Annotated in this window: 19 protein-coding genes and 3 tRNA genes; 14 read left to right on the top strand and 8 right to left on the bottom strand. The window is 60.4% G+C overall.

What is annotated here, in order from left to right:
• The first annotated feature begins 4 nt into the window (after nucleotides 1-4).
• Genes ACJ8HA_RS14485 through fucP form a run of 4 tightly spaced genes read left to right on the top strand, consistent with a single transcriptional unit; the run spans nucleotide 5 to nucleotide 3,248 of the window.
• Entirely contained in the window at nucleotides 5-868 is an 864-nt protein-coding gene (locus ACJ8HA_RS14485) for an amidohydrolase family protein (RefSeq protein WP_049294802.1), read from the top strand.
• On the top strand, nucleotides 846-1,622 hold the full coding sequence (locus ACJ8HA_RS14480) for an SDR family oxidoreductase (RefSeq protein ID WP_043136096.1): 777 nt from the start codon (nucleotides 846-848) through the stop codon (nucleotides 1,620-1,622). Before ACJ8HA_RS14485 ends, ACJ8HA_RS14480 begins: the two co-directional genes overlap by 23 nt.
• Nucleotides 1,619-1,978 carry an L-rhamnose mutarotase gene (locus ACJ8HA_RS14475; protein WP_015376547.1) on the top strand — a complete coding sequence of 120 codons (360 nt, stop codon included), beginning with the start codon at nucleotides 1,619-1,621 and terminating at the stop codon, nucleotides 1,976-1,978. The genes ACJ8HA_RS14480 and ACJ8HA_RS14475 overlap by 4 nt, the downstream gene beginning before the upstream one ends.
• 40 nt (nucleotides 1,979-2,018) lie before the next feature.
• Complete coding sequence (fucP, locus tag ACJ8HA_RS14470; protein WP_043136088.1) at nucleotides 2,019-3,248, top strand: L-fucose:H+ symporter permease; 1,230 nt, start codon at nucleotides 2,019-2,021, stop codon at nucleotides 3,246-3,248.
• Between the two features lies 1 nt (nucleotide 3,249).
• Here the strand turns inward: fucP and ACJ8HA_RS14465 are convergent, their stop codons facing one another.
• Nucleotides 3,250-4,452, bottom strand: coding sequence for an MFS transporter (locus ACJ8HA_RS14465; RefSeq protein WP_043136085.1), 1,203 nt, complete (start codon nucleotides 4,450-4,452; stop codon nucleotides 3,250-3,252).
• Between the two features lie 108 nt (nucleotides 4,453-4,560).
• Between ACJ8HA_RS14465 and ACJ8HA_RS14460 the strand changes: the two genes are divergently transcribed.
• Complete coding sequence (locus tag ACJ8HA_RS14460; RefSeq protein ID WP_025305199.1) at nucleotides 4,561-5,472, top strand: LysR family transcriptional regulator; 912 nt, start codon at nucleotides 4,561-4,563, stop codon at nucleotides 5,470-5,472.
• Between the two features lie 10 nt (nucleotides 5,473-5,482).
• On the opposite strand, the gene ACJ8HA_RS14455 is transcribed toward ACJ8HA_RS14460, so the two are convergent.
• Complete coding sequence (locus ACJ8HA_RS14455) at nucleotides 5,483-6,679, bottom strand: MFS transporter (protein WP_043136077.1); 1,197 nt, start codon at nucleotides 6,677-6,679, stop codon at nucleotides 5,483-5,485.
• 136 nt (nucleotides 6,680-6,815) lie between these two features.
• Between ACJ8HA_RS14455 and ACJ8HA_RS14450 the strand changes: the two genes are divergently transcribed.
• Nucleotides 6,816-7,412, top strand: coding sequence for a TetR/AcrR family transcriptional regulator (locus ACJ8HA_RS14450; RefSeq protein ID WP_148123113.1), 597 nt, complete (start codon nucleotides 6,816-6,818; stop codon nucleotides 7,410-7,412).
• Between the two features lie 45 nt (nucleotides 7,413-7,457).
• Here ACJ8HA_RS14450 and ACJ8HA_RS14445 read toward each other — a convergent pair whose 3' ends face one another.
• On the bottom strand, nucleotides 7,458-8,537 hold the full coding sequence (locus tag ACJ8HA_RS14445; protein ID WP_025305202.1) for a GGDEF domain-containing protein: 1,080 nt from the start codon (nucleotides 8,535-8,537) through the stop codon (nucleotides 7,458-7,460).
• Between the two features lie 259 nt (nucleotides 8,538-8,796).
• Here ACJ8HA_RS14445 and ACJ8HA_RS14440 point away from each other — a divergent pair, with 259 nt between their 5' ends.
• Nucleotides 8,797-9,081 (top strand): DUF1435 domain-containing protein, encoded by a 285-nt coding sequence (locus ACJ8HA_RS14440; protein ID WP_049204639.1) that lies wholly within the window; start codon nucleotides 8,797-8,799, stop codon nucleotides 9,079-9,081.
• A gap of 88 nt (nucleotides 9,082-9,169) precedes the next feature.
• On the opposite strand, the gene ACJ8HA_RS14435 is transcribed toward ACJ8HA_RS14440, so the two are convergent.
• The 4 genes from ACJ8HA_RS14435 to ACJ8HA_RS14420 all read right to left on the bottom strand — a co-directional run bounded on the left by ACJ8HA_RS14435 (nucleotide 9,170) and on the right by ACJ8HA_RS14420 (nucleotide 10,525).
• Nucleotides 9,170-9,256, bottom strand: a tRNA-Leu gene (locus ACJ8HA_RS14435).
• Between the two features lie 42 nt (nucleotides 9,257-9,298).
• A tRNA-Leu gene (locus ACJ8HA_RS14430) sits at nucleotides 9,299-9,385 on the bottom strand.
• Nucleotides 9,386-9,421: 36 nt separating this feature from the next.
• Nucleotides 9,422-9,508 (bottom strand) — tRNA-Leu (locus tag ACJ8HA_RS14425).
• A 72-nt stretch (nucleotides 9,509-9,580) separates the two neighbouring features.
• On the bottom strand, nucleotides 9,581-10,525 hold the full coding sequence (locus ACJ8HA_RS14420; RefSeq protein WP_043136071.1) for a LysR family transcriptional regulator: 945 nt from the start codon (nucleotides 10,523-10,525) through the stop codon (nucleotides 9,581-9,583).
• A 118-nt stretch (nucleotides 10,526-10,643) separates the two neighbouring features.
• Between ACJ8HA_RS14420 and ACJ8HA_RS14415 the strand changes: the two genes are divergently transcribed.
• Nucleotides 10,644-11,636, top strand: coding sequence for an aldo/keto reductase (locus ACJ8HA_RS14415; RefSeq protein WP_262237301.1), 993 nt, complete (start codon nucleotides 10,644-10,646; stop codon nucleotides 11,634-11,636).
• A 50-nt stretch (nucleotides 11,637-11,686) separates the two neighbouring features.
• Here the strand turns inward: ACJ8HA_RS14415 and rsmC are convergent, their stop codons facing one another.
• The gene (gene rsmC / locus ACJ8HA_RS14410) at nucleotides 11,687-12,727 is read right to left on the bottom strand and encodes a 16S rRNA (guanine(1207)-N(2))-methyltransferase RsmC (RefSeq protein WP_025305205.1); all 1,041 of its coding nucleotides are present in this window, start codon (nucleotides 12,725-12,727) and stop codon (nucleotides 11,687-11,689) included.
• Between the two features lie 146 nt (nucleotides 12,728-12,873).
• On the opposite strand from rsmC, the gene ACJ8HA_RS14405 reads away from it, so the two are divergent.
• From ACJ8HA_RS14405 to osmY, 6 genes are all read left to right on the top strand, one after another.
• A complete protein-coding gene (locus tag ACJ8HA_RS14405) occupies nucleotides 12,874-13,311 on the top strand; it encodes a DNA polymerase III subunit psi (protein ID WP_049294805.1) in 438 nt (145 codons plus the stop codon).
• The gene (gene rimI, locus ACJ8HA_RS14400) at nucleotides 13,256-13,699 is read left to right on the top strand and encodes a ribosomal protein S18-alanine N-acetyltransferase (RefSeq protein ID WP_049294806.1); all 444 of its coding nucleotides are present in this window, start codon (nucleotides 13,256-13,258) and stop codon (nucleotides 13,697-13,699) included. The genes ACJ8HA_RS14405 and rimI overlap by 56 nt, the downstream gene beginning before the upstream one ends.
• Before the next feature lie 154 nt (nucleotides 13,700-13,853).
• Nucleotides 13,854-14,159 carry a helix-turn-helix domain-containing protein gene (locus ACJ8HA_RS14395; protein ID WP_043136062.1) on the top strand — a complete coding sequence of 102 codons (306 nt, stop codon included), beginning with the start codon at nucleotides 13,854-13,856 and terminating at the stop codon, nucleotides 14,157-14,159.
• Between the two features lie 3 nt (nucleotides 14,160-14,162).
• Nucleotides 14,163-15,428: a type II toxin-antitoxin system HipA family toxin gene (locus ACJ8HA_RS14390; protein WP_043136059.1), complete on the top strand. Its 1,266-nt coding sequence runs from the start codon at nucleotides 14,163-14,165 to the stop codon at nucleotides 15,426-15,428.
• Nucleotides 15,429-15,574: 146 nt separating this feature from the next.
• The gene (gene prfC, locus ACJ8HA_RS14385) at nucleotides 15,575-17,164 is read left to right on the top strand and encodes a peptide chain release factor 3 (protein WP_025305208.1); all 1,590 of its coding nucleotides are present in this window, start codon (nucleotides 15,575-15,577) and stop codon (nucleotides 17,162-17,164) included.
• A 517-nt stretch (nucleotides 17,165-17,681) separates the two neighbouring features.
• Entirely contained in the window at nucleotides 17,682-18,296 is a 615-nt protein-coding gene (osmY, locus tag ACJ8HA_RS14380; RefSeq protein ID WP_060448185.1) for a molecular chaperone OsmY, read from the top strand.
• Nucleotides 18,297-18,423: the final 127 nt, after the last annotated feature.

The raw sequence follows: 18,423 nt of genomic DNA, 5'->3' as shown, positions 1-18,423 counted from the left end.
TCGCATGCCGCGCATCGACGCGCATCAGCACTACTGGCGCTATCACCCACGGCACTACCCGTGGATCGACGAGCGGATGTGCGTGCTGCGGCAGGATTTCGATCCGCCCCGGCTGCGGCCGCTGTTGCAGGAACACGGTTTCGACGGCGCGCTGGCGGTGCAGGCGCGCCCCAGCGAGGACGAGACGCTGGCCCTGCTGGCGCTGGCTGAACAGAGCGAGGGCGTATGCGGCGTAGTGGGCTGGCTGGACATCGCCGCGCCGCAGCTGGCGCAGCGTCTGGAGGCCTTACGGCCGCGTGCCGCGCTGCGCGGGGTGCGCCATCAGGTGCAGGACGAAGCGGATCCGGCGGCCTGGCTGGCGCGGCCGGAGGTGGAACGCGGCATGCAAACGCTGCAGCGCGCCGGGTATGTGTACGAGATCCTGGTGACGCACCGGCATCTGGCGGCCGCGGCGGCGTTCGCCGCCCGCCATGACAAACACTGGCTGGTGCTGGATCACCTCGGCAAGCCGGACATCGCGCGCGGCGCGCGGCACTGGGCGCAGCAAATCCGGCCGCTGGCGGCGCTGCCGCACGTGGCCTGCAAGCTCTCGGGGCTGATCACCGAGGCGCCGGGCGGCCGGTGGCGGGCGGAAGAACTGCTGCCGTTCTTCGACGCCGCGCTGGAGGCGTTCGGCCCGGAGCGGCTGATGTTCGGCTCCGACTGGCCGGTGTGCCTGCTGGCCGGCGACTACCGCCAGGTGGTGCAACTGTGCGAACGGGCGCTGTCGACGCTGGGGGCCGCCGAGCAGGCGGCGATTTGGGGCGGCACCGCCTGGCGAATTTACGGTTTAACGGAGTCTGGTTATGGATCTGTATCTGCAAGATAAGGTGGTGCTGGTCACCGGCGGCGGTGCCGGCATCGGCGCGGCGATTGCTCATGTGCTGGCCGAGGAGGGGGCGATCCCGGTGCTGGTCACCAACGCCGCGCCGGAGGCGGCGCTGCTGGCCGATTTGCAGCGGCTGCAGCCGCGCACCGAGGTGATCCTCACCGAATTGTGCGACGAGGCGGCCTGCCGCCGGGCGGTCAGCCAGACGCTGGCGACCTTCGGCCGCATCGACGGACTGGTGAACAACGCCGGGGTCAATGACGGCGTCGGGCTGGAGGCGGGGCGTGAAGCGTTCGTCGGCTCGCTGGAGAAGAACTTGGTGCACTACTACCTGATGGCGCACCTGTGCCAGGCGGCGCTGCAGGAAAGCCGGGGCGCCATCGTCAACATCGCCTCCAAGACCGCGCTCAGCGGGCAGGGGGGCACCAGCGGCTACACCGCCGCCAAGGGCGCGGTGCTGGCGCTGACGCGCGAATGGGCGGTGTCGCTGCGCCATGACGGGGTGCGGGTGAACGCGGTGGTGCCGGCGGAGGTGATCACCCCGCAGTACCAGCGCTGGCTCAACACCTTCGCCGAGCCGCAGCGGCAGATGGAGAAAATCACCGCGCGCATTCCGCTCGGGCAGCGCATGACCACGCCGCAGGAGATCGCCGATACCGTGGCGTTTTTGCTGTCGTCGCGGTCATCGCATACCACCGGGCAGTGGCTATCGGTGGACGGCGGCTACCTGCATCTCGATCGGGCGCTGACGTGAGCGGCGCGGCGGCAGGGCGGCGCCGTTTCTGCCAGGCGCTCGATCTGATTGACTCACCGGCGCTGATTGCGGAGTACCAGCAGCATCATCAGCGCATCTGGCCGGGCATCGCCGCGCATTTGCGCGAGCACGGCATTCTGGACATGGAAATTTACCGGTTGGGCACCCGGCTGTTCATGATCGTGGAGGTCAGCGCCGATTTCGACGCCGCGCGTTTTGACGCCGCCAGCCTGAACAACCCTGAAGTACAGCGATGGGAAGCGCTGATGTGGCACTACCAGGCCGCCACCCCCTGGACGCCGCAGGGCGAAAAATGGGTGGAAATGGCGCGGATTTTCTCTCTGCAACAGCAATAACGCCAATATCATCATCGCCAGACGATACGAGGGTATCACCATGCTTGCTGAAAAAAGTGCGGCCTCCGCGCAGCCGGGCGTCCCCGTGACCGCCAATCTGCGCTGGGCCTTTATCCTGGTCACCAGCCTGTTCTTCATGTGGGGGCTGTCCTATGGCCTGCTGGACGTATTAAACAAACATTTTCAGGAGACGTTGCACGTCACCAAGGCGCAGTCGGGGCTGCTGCAGGCGGCCTATTTCGGCGCCTATTTCCTGGTGGCGCTGCCCGCCGGGTACTTTATGGATCGCAAGGGCTATAAGGCGGGCATTCTGGTCGGGCTGTGCCTGTATGCGCTGGGGGCGCTGCTGTTCGTGCCGGCGGCGTCGGCCAACAGCTTCGGCGTATTCCTGTTCGCGCTGTTCGTTATCGCCAGCGGCCTGGGCTGCCTGGAAACGGCGGCCAACCCGTACGCCACGGTGCTGGGCGATGCGCAGGGCGCCGAACGGCGGCTGAATCTGGCCCAGTCGTTCAACGGCCTCGGGCAGTTTATCGGCCCGCTGATCGGCGGCACGCTGTTCTTCTCCGCCAGCCAGTCCGCCGGCGGCGGCGATCAGAGCGCGGTGAAGATGACCTATGTGGCGATCGCCGTGCTGGTGCTGCTGATCGCGCTGTTGTTCAGCCGCACACGGCTGCCGGCGATCCGCGAAGAGGAAAAACCGGTGCACGGCGTGATAGCGCAAGGATTGTGGCAGCATCCGCATTTCGTCGGCGGGGTTATCACACAGTTCTTCTACGTGGCGGCGCAGGTGGGCGTCGGGGCGTTCTTCATCAACTACGCCACCGAGCACTGGCGCGAGGTGTCTAACCAGAGCGCCTCTTACCTGCTGTCGATCGCCATGATCTGCTTTATGGTCGGGCGCTTCTTCAGCACCTGGCTGATGGGGCGAGTCAAACCGGCGACGCTGCTGGCGGCCTATGCGCTGATCAACATCGCGCTGTGCGGCGTGGTGATGCTGAGCGTCGACGGCGTATCGGTGGTGGCGCTGATCGCGGTGTTCTTCTTTATGTCGATCATGTTCCCGACCATTTTCGCCCTGGGGGTGAAAAATTTGGGTAAACACACCAAGCGCGCCAGCTCCTTTATGATCATGGCGATCGTCGGCGGCGCCATCATGCCGTACTTTATGGGGGCGCTGGCCGATCGTTACAGCACCGCGATCTCTTATCTGCTGCCGCTGCTGTGCTTCGCGGTGGTGCTGGTTTACGGCCTGCGGCAGCGCCGCGCTTGATTCAACCCGGCGGCGAATCGGCCTTCGCCGCCGTTGCCAGCGTCTGCGGGCGGGTTCGTATCAGGATCGCCAACGCCAATAGCAGCACCATGCCGGACAGCACGCCGTTTATCGTCAGGCCTCCGGTGTCCACCACCAGCCCACCCGCCAGCGAACCGCAGGAAATCGCCAGATTAAACAGCGCGATATACAGAGAAGAGGCGACCTCTACCGCGTCGGGGGCCGCCTTGAGCATCCATGCCATCAGTGAAACGGAAACGCCGCCGTAGGCGATGCCCCACAGCAGGAGGAAGGCACTGCCGCTCAGCGGCGCGTGGCCCAGCAGCGGCAGCAGCAGGACGGCGAGCGCCAGCCCGAGGGCGATCAGCGCCAGAGTGCGGCGCAGCCGTTTGGCGGCGGCCTGGCCGGCGATGAAATTCCCGGCGATACCGGCGACGCCGTAGGCGAACAGCAGCGGCCCCACCCAGCGGCCCTCGATGCCGGCGACCGTCTGCAACAGCGGGCGAACAAAGGTGTAAGCCATAAAGTGGCCGGCGACCAGCAGAAACGTCAGCAGCAGCCCAAGGAGCAGTCGGCGATTCGCGCGCTGCGCGGTGAACGACCGCCAGCTTATCGCCTGCGTGACCGGCAGCGACGGCAGCACGCACAGCAGCAACAGCAGGGCCAGCGCCGCCAGGACGGCGACGGCCAGAAACGCCATGCGCCAACCCAGCGCTTCGCCGAGGAACACCCCGAGTGGCACGCCGAACACCGAGGCCGCCGCTACGCCGCCGAAGATGACGGACAGCGCTAATCCGACGGAGGCCGGCGGCACCAGGCGTTCCGCCAACCCGCCGGCGATGGCCCAGATACCGCCGATGCAAAAGCCTAGCAGGATGCGCGCGGCGAACAGCAGGGCCAGGGAGGTGGCAGCGGCGGCCAGCAGGTTAGCGGCGATCAGCAGCAGCAGAAAGCCCACCAACAGGCTGCGGCGATCCGTGCGCCGGGCGCCCAGCACCACCAGCGGGGCGAACAGCGCGGCGAACAGGGCCGGCAGGGAAATCAGCAGCCCGGCACGGCCTATCGATGCGTTCAAGGTGCTGACGATCGGAGTCAGCAGCCCGACGGGCAGCATTTCTGCGGTGACGACGGTAAAGGTGGACAGGCCGACCGCGAAGGTCGCCAGCCAGGGTTTTGCGCCGCCGTCGGCGTGTAAGGCATTCATAAGGATCCTCCCAACAGATGAATAACCTCAGTGTATCCGCGCCAAAATGGCTGATAAACTGGCCTGATTGCGCAATATTGGGGACAAATCGTGGCTAATTTACCGTCTATGCCGTTGGATAACCTGACTGACCTGCTGGTGTTCATCCGCGTCGCCGACGCCTGCAGCTTCACGCTGGCGGCCGAGAGGCTGGGCATCTCCCGATCGGCGGCGGGCAAATGCGTGAACCGATTGGAGGAGCGATTGGCGACCCGGCTGCTGCAGCGCACCACGCGCAGCGTCAGCCTGACCGAAGACGGCGCGGTGTTTTACGAGTATGCGCAGCGCATCCTGTCGCAGGCCGAAGAGGCGGAAACGGCGCTCAATACCCGGCGGCAAACCCCGCGCGGGCGGCTGCGGCTGGATCTGCCGGTCTCGCTGGGGCGGTTGCATATCCTGCCGATTTTACGGGAGTTTTTGGCACAGTGGCCGGAGGTGGACGCCGACGTCAGCTTCTCCGATGAGTACAGCGATCTGGTGCGCGACGGCATCGACGTAGCTATCCGGGTCGGCGGCAGCGACGACAGCCGGCTGGTGCGGCGAGTGCTCGCGCCGCATCGCCTGATCACCTGCGCGGCGCCGGACTATCTGGCGCGGCACGGTACGCCTGCAAAACCGGAGGCGTTGGGCGATCACGAGACGCTGGTTTTCAGCCATCAGGGGCTGCCGGCGCCCTGGCGCTATTTGGTCAACGGCCAGCTGCACGAACAGCCGGTGCGCGGCCGGATGCGTTTCAACAACGTCGAGGCCTTGCGGGATGCCGCCGTCGCCGGGGCGGGTCTGTGCCAAGTGGGGGCGTTTCTGGTCGGCGAGCAGATTGCGGCCGGCACGCTGGTGCCGGTGCTGGAGCGCTATTGTCGCCCGGGGCCGCCGATCTGCGCCGTCTATCCCAGCCGGCGCCATCTCTCCCCCAAGGTGAAACTGTTTCTGACGGCGATCGAACGGCGCTGGCAGGGCAAGGCGATTTGGGAAACCGCTTAGCGCGGGCGATTCACGCCGCTTTCAAGGCCAGCGTTCGCTGCATTAAGCGGTAGCCGCCGGCCGCCACCAGCAGTACGACCAGGCCGGCCGTGAGCGTGACGCCAAAGCCGGCCGTTATCCCCGCAGCGTCGATCGCCAGGCCCGCCAATGCGGCGCCGAGTGCCACGCCTATCCCCAGGCCGGTGACCATCCAGGTCAATCCTTCCGTCAGCCGGGAGGGCGGCACGATGTTTTCAACCAGCCCCATGGCAACGATCATGGTCGGCGCAAAAAACAATCCGGCGACAAACATCGCCGCCGCCAGCGTTAAGACATTGTGCACCCACAGCAGCGGCAAGGTGGTGAAAGCGGTGGCGAACGCCGCGTATAAGAACAGACGAGGCAAGGGGACGGGGATCTTCATTGCGCCGAAAATCAGCCCGGCCAGGCAGGAGCCGAACGCGTAAACCGACAGTACGATGCTGGCGGCGGCCGGCTGCCCTTGCTGCTCGGCGAAGGCCACGCTGATGACGTCCACGGTGCCGACGATGGTGCCGAGGGCGATCAGCGCCAGCACCAGGATCTGCATCGACGGCATGGTCAGGATGGCGCGCTGCCGCTGGTTATTGTGGGCGTAAACCGGGGGCTGGGTGCTTTTTTGCGCGGCGAATGCCGCAACGCCCGCCACCAGAAGCAGCGCGGCCACCAGAGGGCCGGCCTCTGGGAAGAGTGAAACGCTAAGCCCCACGGCGATCGGTGGGCCGACGATAAAGGCCACCTCGTCCAATACGGACTCGAATGAAAATGCCGTGTGCAGCTGTGGCGTGCCGCGATAAATTTCGCTCCAGCGGGCCCTGACCATCGCGGAGATGCTGGGCATGCCGCCCGCGAGCGCGGCGAAGACAAACAGAGTCCAGTCCGGCGCCCGATAGTGGGTGCAGAGCAACAGCAGCAAGAGGGCGATCGCGCTGATCCCGGTGGCATACGGCAACACGCGGCTTTGGCCGTGACGATCCGCCGCGCGCGCGATTTGCGGCGCAAGCAGCGCCATGGAAAAGGCGAACGTCGCTGCCACCGCGCCCGCCAGCCAATAAGAGCCGCGTACCTGCGAGAGCATGGTAATGATGCCGATGCCGGTCATCGAGACCGGCAGGCGCGCGATTAGCCCGGCAGAGGAAAACGCCTTGCTGCCCGGGGCGTTGAACAGTTTGAAATAAGGATTTGCCATGGAAAGGGCTCCGGAATGTTGGCGGCTCGGTATTCGCTCAATGTCCATCATTGACATACGCCACGTATGTTACGTTAATTGACATACATGGCGTATGTCAATTATAACGTCATCAATAACGAGGCGGAGTGGACCCATGGCACGTAAAGCGCGCACCGAAATGATTGAAGAAACCCGACAAAAGCTGGTGGCGGCGGCCCGCCGGCAGTTTGGCAGCGTGGGGTATGCCGAGACGGTGATGGATGATCTCACCGCCCAGGCCGGCCTGACGCGCGGCGCGCTCTATCACCATTTTGGCGATAAAAAGGGGCTGTTCCTGGCGGTGGTGCAGGCGATAGACGCGGAGATGGATGCGCATCTGGCTGACATAACCGCGAGTACTGCGGATGACTGGGAGGCTTTTGCGGCGCGTTGCCGCGGTTATCTGATCATGATGACGGAGCCGCAAGCGCAACGCATTCTGTTGCGTGATTCACCTTCGGTGCTGGGAGCTGAATATCTGCGGGCCAGCAAGCTGGCGTGCATCAGCTGGATGACGGGCGCATTGCAGGCCTTGATGGCGCAGCGGCGCATCGCCGTCGCCGAGCCGGAATCGCTGGCGCATTTAATCAACGGCGGCCTGATGGATGCCGCGCTGTGGGTCGCCCATCATCCGGAAAAAGACGTGGGGCTGGAACAAGCCTTGGCCAGTTTGAACCTGTTGCTGAACGGGCTGCGTTCCACCGCCGTATAGCCGTATAAGTGTTGATGTCAGCCACCGCGCCGTTACGGCGGCGGCTTAAGGGTGAACGGCGGCGGGCTCGACGTTTTGCGCCAGCTGAATATTGTTGCGGCCGCTGTGCTTCGCCAGATAGAGCGCGGCGTCGGCTGCGCCTATCGCCGATTCGATGTCCAGTTTTTCCAGCGCGGAGATGCCGGCGCTGAGCGTCAGCGTGCCGCTGTGCTGCGGACTGGCGCCGTGCGGGATGTTCAGCTCCGCCACCCGCTGGCGCACCCGTTCGGCCAGCTGCGCCGCGTAGCCTTCGTGCACGTTGGTCAGCAGCACCAAAAACTCTTCCCCGCCGTAACGCACCACGATGTCGCGCGAACGCACCGCATCGCGAATGGCGACCGCTACCTGCACCAGAGCCCGGTCGCCCATGGCGTGGCCGTAGCTGTCGTTGTAGACCTTGAAGTGGTCGATATCCAGCAGCAGCACGTAGTGGCGGCCGGTTTGCGGTTCCAGCAGCATAGTGATCTTATTTTCCAGGCCACGCCGGTTATAAAGGCCGGTCAGGGGATCGAGCATGCTCAAATTATTGAATTTGTCCCGCTCGTTATACAGGTTGGCCACCAGCGCGTGGGTAAAGATTTCACTGCGTTTCAACATCAGGTGATGAATGGAGAAAGCGATAATAGGTAATAGCGTGGTGAATAATATCCGCAGGGTATTATGCATGCCGTCTAAAGCCAGGATCACCATTGCGGAAGGCACGGCGTGTAAACAAAAGGCGGTAAAGTTATCCGTCAGAGAAATAGCGCTGATAAAAAAGATGCTGAACAAACTAATTAATAAAAAATCTTGGTTATTCGGCAAGCAATATTGACTTTTAACGTAAATATGTGCGGCCCACAGCAGGCCAAGCACGCTGGAGAACAGGTTGAGTTTGCACAAATATTTACGTGGCGTTTGCAGAGAAAATAGCGCTGCTACCAGACAAAATAGCGGTATACATAATAAAGGTAGGGTAAATGCGGGCGTATCCCTAAAAGGGAACAATAATGTAAATACGGAAGAGGCGGCATTCATTATCAGAAAAAGAAATAATGCCAGGCGCTGCTTGCTGTTCAGTAATTCCTGATAAGAACGGGCGTTCATACGGAGGTCACTCTTTGCAAAGTCGTTCTGTCGAATAATTAAGGTTGAGAAGCATTCCCTTGGCGCGAATATCCACTTGAATTGCATGGTTGAGGATTGTGATTATTATCATGCAAACAGGACTAGGAATTTTCTTATGTCAAATTATCATTTTTTCCTGCTGGTGTCATCTGAGTTTGGTCAGCGCAGTGAAAATGATGCGGCGGCCAAAAAAGTGTTATATGATATTGGTTATCATTATCACTTGAGGAGGGTTGTCATGCTCACTGCCATGATTGCCGCGTGCGGGCTGTGGGGCGTCAGTTGGTGCCTCGGCGATCGCCTGGCCAGCGCCTGGGGCGTTTTGCTGCCTTGTGCGTTGATGCCGCTGTTGGCCCTGATCAACCTGGATATGCTGCAGTTGCGCACCCTGATCGTGATAGCGATGTTGGCCACGCTGGTGATGCTGTTCAACAGCCGGCTGCGCCACTATCTGCTGCTGCCTTCCTGTATGGCGCTGGCGGGCGGCCTGGCGGCTGTCAGCCTAAACTTCAGCTTCGCGTAAACGCTGGAAACGGTAAAACCACGCTTAAGCGTGTTGTTCATCAATGCGTTGGGATTTTTTCGGGGAGACTACCGGAGAGAACATCAATTGGTGCGAAGAGAGGGACTTGAACCCTCACGTCCGTAAGGACACTAACACCTGAAGCTAGCGCGTCTACCAATTCCGCCACCTTCGCACAGTCGATGTTGTTGCTTTGATTTATATTACGTCGCCAGCGTGGTGCGAAGAGAGGGACTTGAACCCTCACGTCCGTAAGAACACTAACACCTGAAGCTAGCGCGTCTACCAATTCCGCCACCTTCGCATCGATGCTGAGTGCAATATAAATCATGTGGTTATTTGGTGCGAAGAGAGGGACTTGAACCCTCACGTCCGTAAGGACACTAACACCTGAAGCTAGCGCGTCTACCAATTCCGCCACCTTCGCGTACCAGAAACATTACCGGAGTAACGTTACCACGGAGGCGAATTCTAGAGATTTTGGCGGACACGTCAACAGTTATTTCCCCGCTTTGCGGGCGTTTGCTGGAAAAACAGCCATATCGCCGCTTTTCTGCTGGTCAAACAGCCAAATCAGCCAATCAATCAACACCCTGACCCGTGGCGCCAGGAAACGGCCAGGCGGATACATGATGTAAATCGGCATCGGCGGGGGCGGCGTGTCCGTCAATACTTCCACCAGTTCGCCCTGTTCCAGCCAGGGGGCAAGCGAATAGCGCGCCGCCTGTATCAATCCCATGCCGGCTCGCGCGCCGGCGATATAGGCGTCGGCGCCGCTGACGCTCAGCCGGGCGGGGAGTTCGCGTAGTTCCAGCTTGCCGCCGCGGCAGAACTCCAGCGGGTAATCGCGGTTGCTGGCCAGCGAAAAATACCCCACCGCGCGGTGCGGCGCCAGGCTATCGATGTCGAGCGGCGTGCCGCAGGCCTGCAGGTAAGCGGGGGAAGCGCAGGTGATCTGTGGCAACTGGGCGATGCGCCGCGCCACCAGGCTGTCGTCTTCGGTTTCCCAGGCGCGCAGCACGCAGTCAACGCCTTCGCGCAACAGATCGACGTGGGTGTCGTTGGCACCCAGCGCCAGGGTGATGTCGGGATAACGCTGGTAAAAGTCGTCCAACGCCGGAATGACGATCTGGCGCGCCAGCGAATGGGGCATATCGATGCGCACCTTGCCGGACGGCTGCAGCTTATGGTGACTGAACAGCGTGTCCGCCTCCTCCAGTGCCCCCAGCAACTGCACGCAGCGTTGATAGTAGAGGCTGCCTTCGCTGGTCACCTGTACCTGGCGGGTGGTGCGGATCAGCAGGCGAACGCCCAGCCGCTGCTCCAGCCGTTTTAACGCGTTGCTGACCGTGGCGCGCGGCAGCTGCAGGCGTTCGGCCGCCCGGCTGAAGCTGCCCAGTTCGACGATGCGGGTAAAAATGCGCATGGCTTGAACCTGATCCATGTCCACTCCGGATTGTTGGTGATTTTTGAACAGTGATGTGCAATCTGCATTATTTATCTTTGTAGTGTAAACAACCAGACTTTGCTGCGTTATCCATTCACCGCATGAGGGCAGCACAATGCAACAACGTAAACTGGGTTCCCACGGTCCCGTCGTCTCCGCCCTGGGGCTGGGATGCATGGGCATGAGCGACTTCTACTCCACCGGCGCCGATCGGCAGGAAGCCATCGCCACGCTGCACCGGGCGCTGGAGCTGGGCATCACGCTGCTCGACACCGCCGACATGTATGGCCCGCACACCAACGAAGCGCTGGTGGGGGAAGCGATCAAAGGCAAACGGCAACAGGTGTTCCTGGCCACCAAGTTCGGCATCCTGCGCGATCCGGCGGATCCTTCGGCGCGCGGCGTCAGCAGCCGCCCCGAGTATATCCGGCGCTCCGTCGAGGGCAGCCTGCGGCGCTTGGGCGTGGAGGAGATCGATCTTTATTATCAGCACCGGGTCGATCCGCAAGTGCCGATCGAAGACGTCGTCGGCACGATGGCGGATCTGATCCGCGAAGGCAAGATCCGCCATATCGGCCTGAGTGAGGCGTCGGTGGCCACGCTGGAGCGGGCGCACAAGGTACATCCGATCACGGCGCTGCAGACCGAGTATTCACTGTGGACGCGCGACGCCGAGCAGGGCGTGCTGGCGGCCTGTGAGCGCCTGGGCATCGGCTTTGTGCCTTACAGCCCGTTAGGGCGCGGTTTCCTCACCGGCGCTATCCGGCGGCCGGAGGATCTGGCCGAGGACGATTTCCGCCGCAGCAACCCGCGTTTCCAGGGGGAAAACTTCGCCCGCAACCTGGCGCTGGTGGAGAAGGTGGGTGAGCTGGCGGCGCAGAAGGGCGTCAAGCCATCACAGCTGGCGCTGGCCTGGGTGTTGGCGCAGGGTGAGCACATCGTGCCGATCCCCGGCACCAAACGCCGTCGCTATCTGGAAGAGAACGTCGCGGCGGCGGAGATAACGCTGAGCGCGGCTGAGCTGGCGGCGATCGACGCGGTGTTCCCACTGAGTGCGGCGGCCGGCGAACGCTACGGCGCCGAGTCGATGACCTACATCAACGGTTAAAAAAAAGCGCGGCCTCAGGCCGCGCTCTGTCGTTTTCCGCCAACGGCGAATTATTTCTTCTTCGGCGCGCGCGGCGGGCGGCCGACGGTGGCCTGATACACCTTGAAGCGGCCGTTCTGCGCCAGCACTTCATGGCTGCCGAAGGTGGCGTCCAGAATGTCCGGGTACGGCAGGAAGGCGTTGGCGACGATGCGCAGCCTGCCGCCGATCGGCAGGTGCTTCACCGCGCCGCGGATCAGGGTTTCAGCAGCGGTCAGGCTGGTCTGCAGCCCGTCGTGGAACGGCGGGTTGGAGATGATCATGTCGAAACGGCCGGTGATGTCGGAGTAAACGTTGCTGACGATCACTTCGCCTTCGATGCCGTTGGCGGCCAGCGTTGCGCGGCTGGATTCCACCGCGGCGGCGTTGACGTCGCTGAGGGTCAGTTTCACCTTCGGCGACAGCTTGGACATTACCGAGGCCATGACGCCGGCGCCGCAGCCGATGTCCAGCACCTTGCCTTTCATGTGTTTTTCCAGCGTCGACAGCAGCAGCGAGCTGCCGACGTCCAGACCGTCGCGGCTGAACACGCCCGGCAGCGTTTTCACTTCCAGATCGTGCAGCTGATAGCTGTCCCACCAGTCGTTCAGGTCGAACTCGGTCTGCGCGTCCAGGCGGCCATGATACAGGCCGCAGCGGCGCGCACTGTCGATTTTCACCAGCGTGACGTGGCCTTCCAGCGTTGGCTCGGCGCTGCGCACGCCGCTGCGGTTTTCACCGACCACGAACACGTCCGCGCCCACCGGCAGCAGCGCCAGGAGGTTGCACAGCTGGAATTGCGCTTCCTGCTTGCTCTTCGGCCAGTAGTAAACCAGCGTGTCGCAGTCGGCGACGAAAGCGGGATCGACGGTCAAACCGAACTGCACGTTATCGCCCATCGTCCGGTTCAGTAACTGCCAGTGATGGTATTGCTGAGTGTGGACGCGCACGTCCGCGGCCTCGAATTGGGCCGGCAGGCTGTCCTGCAGGTCGCCGGCAAACAGCACGCGGCGTTCGATAAATTCATCACTGTGGCGCAGCATGACTTCACTGGCGGGGGTTAATGCAGACATCAGATATTGGCTCCTGGAAATGAGACCGGGGATTATAGAGCTTTGTGGCGATATGTTCGACGGGTTTGTTGGCGCGGGCTGCGCGGGTTTGTTAGCATAGCGCGGCGCATGGCAGGCATGGCGCACCACAACGGGTAGGAATCGGCATGGCATCAAAACGCGACTGGCTGTTACAACAACTGGGTATTACGCAGTGGACATTGCGCCGCCCGAGCGTGTTGCAGGGCGAAGTGGCAGTCAGTCTGCCGCCCGAGGCGCGCCTGCTGGTGGTGGCGCAGACGCTGCCCGCACCCGACGATCCGCTGTTTTGCGACGTGCTGCACAGCCTGGGGCTGACGCCGGCGCAAACTTACAGCCTGACGCCGGAACAGGCGGCGATGCTGCCTGAAGAGACCGCATGCAACAGTTGGCGGCTGGGCGTGGCGGAACCGCTCGCGGTCGCCGGCGTGCAGCTACACAGCCCGGCGCTGGCCGAGCTTTCCCAAGACGCGGGGGCCAAACGCGCCCTCTGGCAGCAGATTTGTCATCATGAACACGATTTCTACCCTGACGGCGGCCGATCTGGCCACGGCCTTCACCATTGAGCAAGCCAGCCACGCTTTTCCCTGGACGGAAACCACCTTCGCCAGCAATCAGGGCGATCGCTACCTTAACCTGAAGCTGAGCGCCGACGGGGCGATGGCGGGGTTCGCCATCACGCAGATCGTGCTGGACGAAGCCACGCTGTTCAACATCGCCATCCATCCGCAGTACCAGCGCCGGGGCTTTGGCCGCCTGCTGCTCAACGCGGTGATCGAACAGCTGGAGAGCCGCGGCGTGGTTACGCTGTGGCTGGAGGTGCGCGCTTCCAACCAGGCGGCGATCGCGCTGTATGAAGATCTCGGTTTCAACGAGGTCACCGTGCGCCGCAATTATTACCCGAGCGCCCACGGCCGCGAAGACGCGATCGTGATGGCGCTGCCGCTGGGGTAATCTAAAACATCCTGTTTATTGTTTGCATTCCCTTTTACAACTAAAAAGTTGTTTCTTCATTAATTTACATCAAAAAAGTTGTTTTTCACTGTCTCGACAACTAATTTGTTGTTTATTGCTGGTGAGACAATCAATGCGTTGTTTGGAGGCGCGGATGAGAAAACTATCCGAAATATCAGCGTTGCTGAAAGAAAAACGCAGTGAGTTGGGTTGGAGTCAAAAAGACTTTTTAATGAAGATTGGCATGACCCAACAGCAATATCAGCGTATTGAAGCGGGGAGCGATATGCGGGTAAGCACGTTGCTACGAATATTGGCGGCGATGAATTTGGAATATGTCATCGTGCCAAAAAAGTCTGCCCGTGATGTGGAGTGCCTGCTGCAACAGGAAGTGAGTAGCGCACCGGAAGTCGGTAAGCCGCAGGATTTTGAAAAAAAACTGAAAGATCTCGAGGACTAGCTGATGAAAGGGCTGCGACAGGTTGAATCGGTACAGGCATTAGCCTTGATATTGCATGGCGTGCGTGTTGGCGTGCTGGCGCATTACAGCGGCGGCAGAAACATCCTGACGTTTGATCCACACTACCTCGCTTTGCCGGAGCGTGTTCGTCCTTTGTTTACGCTCAGGCAGAAGGCGCACGCGGGGTATCTTGAGCAAGTTTTACAGTCATCGCAGCGTCTGCCGCCCGTTTTATCCAACTTGTTACCCGAAGGCGCACTGCGCGCTTGGGTGGCACAGTCGTTGAAAGCCCATGTGAATGAGGAGTTTCCTTTAATTGCCTGGGCCGGTGGAAACTTGCCGGGAGCGCTTGAAGCACGGCCGTTGGCTGCCAGTGACATACCCGCCTGGGCGTTAAGGTCGCGCGGCGAGTTGGAAGCCGTGCAAATTGATGTTGGGATGGAGGCGCAAAAGTTTTCTCTGGCAGGGGTACAAATGAAATTTTCCTCTGTGCGCAAAGAGGGCCGCTTCAACATTTCTTCTCAGGTGGGCGCTGATAGCTGGATCATTAAAACGCCTTCAACGGTTCATCGTCATCTCCCTGAAAATGAATATACGGCAATGCGTTTGGCGCAAGCCATCGGCGTGGATATTCCTGATATTGAGCTGGTTGAACTGACACGACTTGAACACTTGCCTGATATTCGCTTGGCGGATGAACCCTATGCTTATGCCACCCGTCGTTTTGACCGCAGCGAAAGCGGGCGAGTGCATGCAGAAGATTTTGCCCAGATATTCGAGATTTACGCGCACGATAAATACCGCGGCAAAAATTACGATCAAATAGCGGCTTATCTCTATGAGTATGGCAGTGAATCTTTAGCGGATGTGCAGCAAATGGCGCGCCGTCTGTTGGCGAATATTTTGCTCGCCAATGGCGATGCGCACGTAAAAAATTGGTCCATGTTCTATCCAAACCAGACTGATATTCGGCTTTCTCCCGCTTATGACATCGTCACTACGTTGGCTTATATTCCTGGTGAGTCTGAGGCTGCGCTCAATATGGCGAAGGAAAAGCGCTGGGATAGGATCTCAATGCAAACCTTCGAACGCTGGGCTGAGCGGGTCGATATTCCCTGGTCTGCGATACGGGTGCACCTGGTGGATGCAATCGACAAGGCGCGAAATTTGTGGCCGGCCTTATTGGAAGAGCTGCCGATGGCGGACGATCACAAATCGGTATTGCGCCGGCATTGGGCCGCTTTGTCTCCCGATTTCCGCCTGCGTTAGCGGGAAATCGGATCCATTGATTGTCACCGGTTGGCAAATCGGCGAAAATGCCCGGCTGTTATCTTTTATTCACCGCTTTGCCTGGCGCCGCGATCGGCGCGTTCTGATGATGTCGCAGGGCGGACTAACCGTAGAACCTGAAAACCATGTCTCCTAGTGAATTTGCCCGCGAAGTCTCCAAAAGAAGAACTTTCGCCATCATCTCGCACCCCGATGCCGGTAAAACCACCATTACCGAAAAAGTGCTGCTGTTCGGACAGGCGATCCAGACCGCCGGTACGGTAAAAGGCCGCGGCTCCAGCCAGCACGCCAAATCCGACTGGATGGAAATGGAAAAGCAGCGTGGGATCTCGATCACCACCTCGGTGATGCAGTTCCCGTATCGCGACAGCCTGGTCAACCTGCTGGATACCCCGGGGCACGAAGACTTCTCCGAAGATACGTATCGCACCCTGACCGCCGTCGACTGCTGTCTGATGGTGATCGACGCCGCCAAGGGCGTTGAGGATCGTACCCGCAAGCTGATGGAAGTTACCCGTCTGCGCGACACGCCGATCCTGACCTTCATGAACAAGCTGGACCGCGACATCCGCGATCCGATGGAGGTGATGGACGAAGTCGAGCGCGAACTGAAGATCGCCTGTTCGCCTATCACCTGGCCGATCGGCTGCGGCAAGCTGTTCAAAGGCGTTTACCACCTGTACAAGGATGAAACCTACCTGTACCAGACCGGTAAAGGCCACACCATTCAGGAAGTGCGCATCGTCAAAGGCCTGAACAACCCGGAACTGGATATCGCCGTGGGCGAAGATCTGGCGGCGCAGCTGCGCGATGAGTTGGAACTGGTGCAGGGCGCTTCCCACGAGTTCGATCAGGAGGCCTTCCTGAGCGGCGAGCTGACGCCGGTGTTCTTCGGTACCGCACTCGGCAACTTCGGCGTGGATCATATGCTGGACGGCCTGGTGGCCTGGGCGCCGGCGCCGATGCCGCGTAAAACCGACACCCGTGAAGTAACGGCGGCGGAAGAGAAATTCACCGGTTTCGTGTTCAAGATCCAGGCCAACATGGATCCGAAGCACCGCGACCGCGTGGCCTTTATGCGCGTGGTGTCCGGCCGTTACGAGAAAGGCATGAAGCTGCGCCAGGTGCGCACCGGCAAAGACGTGGTGATCTCCGACGCGCTGACCTTTATGGCCGGTGACCGTTCGCACGTGGAAGAAGCCTACCCGGGCGACATCATCGGTCTGCACAACCACGGCACCATTCAGATCGGCGATACCTTCACCCAGGGCGAAGACATGAAGTTCACCGGCATCCCGAACTTCGCGCCGGAACTGTTCCGCCGCATTCGCCTGCGCGATCCGCTGAAGCAGAAACAGCTGTTGAAGGGGTTGGTGCAGCTGTCCGAAGAGGGCGCGGTGCAGGTGTTCCGCCCGATCGCCAACAACGATCTGATCGTCGGTGCGGTCGGCGTGCTGCAGTTCGACGTGGTCGTGGCGCGTTTGAAGAGCGAGTACAACGTGGAAGCGCTGTATGAGTCGGTCAACGTGTCGACGGCACGCTGGGTCGAGTGCGACGACGTGAAGAAGTTCGAAGAGTTCAAGCGCAAGAACGAGATCAACCTGGCGCTGGACGGTGGGGACAACCTGTCCTACATCGCGCCGACCATGGTGAACCTCAACCTGACGCAGGAACGCTATCCTGACGTGACCTTCCGCAAAACCCGCGAACACTGATAACTCTGCAGGGCGCCCGGTGCGCCCTGCCAGCTCCCCGTATTCTCACTCCGCTAATTAATAAAACTTCCTCATATTTTATCCTGCGAATCGACATCGCCAAGGCGAGACGCGATTGGCCTGCGCTTTCCGCCGCATGGTCTATCTTTAACGAGATGTCCGCACATTGCTTGAGAGTAAATCACTGCAATACGCTGATTGTTTGGTGAGTTATTCTGATGTGTTGCCGATAGGAGACAGTCTGTTTCCTTAAATATCAATGAGATGACTATTTTACCGTTTCGTGTCACTTAGTCTGTCGTCAATAGGCGACAGTTTTTTGATTAAAAATCCGACTCAACGCTTCTTTTGCTTGATTTTAAAGGTGTTTATTGAGTTGGCACGGCTGTTGCAATATTCCTATCGTGAACGCTTAATCGTATAGCGATGATGAAGTATTTACCGAGAGGCCGCGTGAAGGTGGCTGAAGGGTTCCGGCACTCTGGCGCTGCGGGCCCCCAACAAAAGGAAGAGATCGATGAAAAAGACCAAATTTGCACACTCGCTGATGGCTGTTGTTTTGGGTTCTGTTTTGGTGAGCGGCACTGCGCTAGCCGAAGACAGTCTGCTCAACAAGGCGTCTAACGCCGCGGACAGTGCCGGTGCCAAAATCGATAGCTCCATGAAAAAAGTTGACGGTTACATGGATGACAGCGCGATAACGGCTAAAGTTAAAAGTGCGTTGGTGGACGATAAGACCATCAAAAGCACTGACATTTCGGTGAAAACCGAAAAAGGCACCGTGATCCTGAGCGGGTTTGTCGGCAGCCAGGCGCAGGCGGAGCATGCAGTTGCGGTTGCCGGCAAGGTGGAAGGCGTCAAAACCGTTAGCGACAAGCTGCACGTGAAAGATGAAGCCAATCAATCGATCAAATCGTATGCCGGCGACACCGCCACCACCAGTGAGCTGAAAGCCAAGCTGCTGGCCGATGACATCGTGCCGTCGCGCAATGTGAAAGTGGAAACCACCGATGGCGTGGTGCAGCTTTCCGGTGAAGTGAAAACGCAGGCGCAGTCTGAGCGTGCCGAAAGCATCGCCAAGGCTATCGATGGCGTGAAAAGCGTGAAAAACGACCTGGTGGTTAAGCAGTAATCCCGCCAGGCGCCCGTAACAAGTAACAACAAGCCGCATCTGTCGGGCCGTCAAGGCGGCCCGACGTGTACCACCAAAAAAAGAAACTGATTTGCCGTCGATGTCCCGTTGTCGGGGCGGTAGACGG

The organism is Serratia sp. CY33802 (genome assembly GCF_052169095.1).
Classification (GTDB): domain Bacteria; phylum Pseudomonadota; class Gammaproteobacteria; order Enterobacterales; family Enterobacteriaceae; genus Serratia; species Serratia bockelmannii.
This window is presented reverse-complemented; position numbering and strand designations above follow the sequence as displayed.

What these genes read in the sequence shown, in the direction of transcription:
- ACJ8HA_RS14485 (WP_049294802.1), top strand. Translation starts at nt 5, where the DNA reads ATGCCGCGCATCGACGCGCATCAGCACTACTGGCGCTATCACCCACGG.
- ACJ8HA_RS14480 (WP_043136096.1), top strand. Translation starts at nt 846, where the DNA reads ATGGATCTGTATCTGCAAGATAAGGTGGTGCTGGTCACCGGCGGCGGT.
- fucP (WP_043136088.1), top strand. Translation starts at nt 2,019, where the DNA reads ATGCTTGCTGAAAAAAGTGCGGCCTCCGCGCAGCCGGGCGTCCCCGTG.
- ACJ8HA_RS14465 (WP_043136085.1), bottom strand. Translation starts at nt 4,452, where the DNA reads ATGAATGCCTTACACGCCGACGGCGGCGCAAAACCCTGGCTGGCGACC.
- ACJ8HA_RS14460 (WP_025305199.1), top strand. Translation starts at nt 4,561, where the DNA reads ATGCCGTTGGATAACCTGACTGACCTGCTGGTGTTCATCCGCGTCGCC.
- ACJ8HA_RS14455 (WP_043136077.1), bottom strand. Translation starts at nt 6,679, where the DNA reads ATGGCAAATCCTTATTTCAAACTGTTCAACGCCCCGGGCAGCAAGGCG.
- ACJ8HA_RS14450 (WP_148123113.1), top strand. Translation starts at nt 6,816, where the DNA reads ATGGCACGTAAAGCGCGCACCGAAATGATTGAAGAAACCCGACAAAAG.
- ACJ8HA_RS14445 (WP_025305202.1), bottom strand. Translation starts at nt 8,537, where the DNA reads ATGAACGCCCGTTCTTATCAGGAATTACTGAACAGCAAGCAGCGCCTG.
- ACJ8HA_RS14440 (WP_049204639.1), top strand. Translation starts at nt 8,797, where the DNA reads ATGCTCACTGCCATGATTGCCGCGTGCGGGCTGTGGGGCGTCAGTTGG.
- ACJ8HA_RS14420 (WP_043136071.1), bottom strand. Translation starts at nt 10,525, where the DNA reads ATGGATCAGGTTCAAGCCATGCGCATTTTTACCCGCATCGTCGAACTG.
- ACJ8HA_RS14415 (WP_262237301.1), top strand. Translation starts at nt 10,644, where the DNA reads ATGCAACAACGTAAACTGGGTTCCCACGGTCCCGTCGTCTCCGCCCTG.
- rsmC (WP_025305205.1), bottom strand. Translation starts at nt 12,727, where the DNA reads ATGTCTGCATTAACCCCCGCCAGTGAAGTCATGCTGCGCCACAGTGAT.
- ACJ8HA_RS14405 (WP_049294805.1), top strand. Translation starts at nt 12,874, where the DNA reads ATGGCATCAAAACGCGACTGGCTGTTACAACAACTGGGTATTACGCAG.
- rimI (WP_049294806.1), top strand. Translation starts at nt 13,256, where the DNA reads ATGAACACGATTTCTACCCTGACGGCGGCCGATCTGGCCACGGCCTTC.
- ACJ8HA_RS14395 (WP_043136062.1), top strand. Translation starts at nt 13,854, where the DNA reads ATGAGAAAACTATCCGAAATATCAGCGTTGCTGAAAGAAAAACGCAGT.
- ACJ8HA_RS14390 (WP_043136059.1), top strand. Translation starts at nt 14,163, where the DNA reads ATGAAAGGGCTGCGACAGGTTGAATCGGTACAGGCATTAGCCTTGATA.
- prfC (WP_025305208.1), top strand. Translation starts at nt 15,575, where the DNA reads ATGTCTCCTAGTGAATTTGCCCGCGAAGTCTCCAAAAGAAGAACTTTC.
- osmY (WP_060448185.1), top strand. Translation starts at nt 17,682, where the DNA reads ATGAAAAAGACCAAATTTGCACACTCGCTGATGGCTGTTGTTTTGGGT.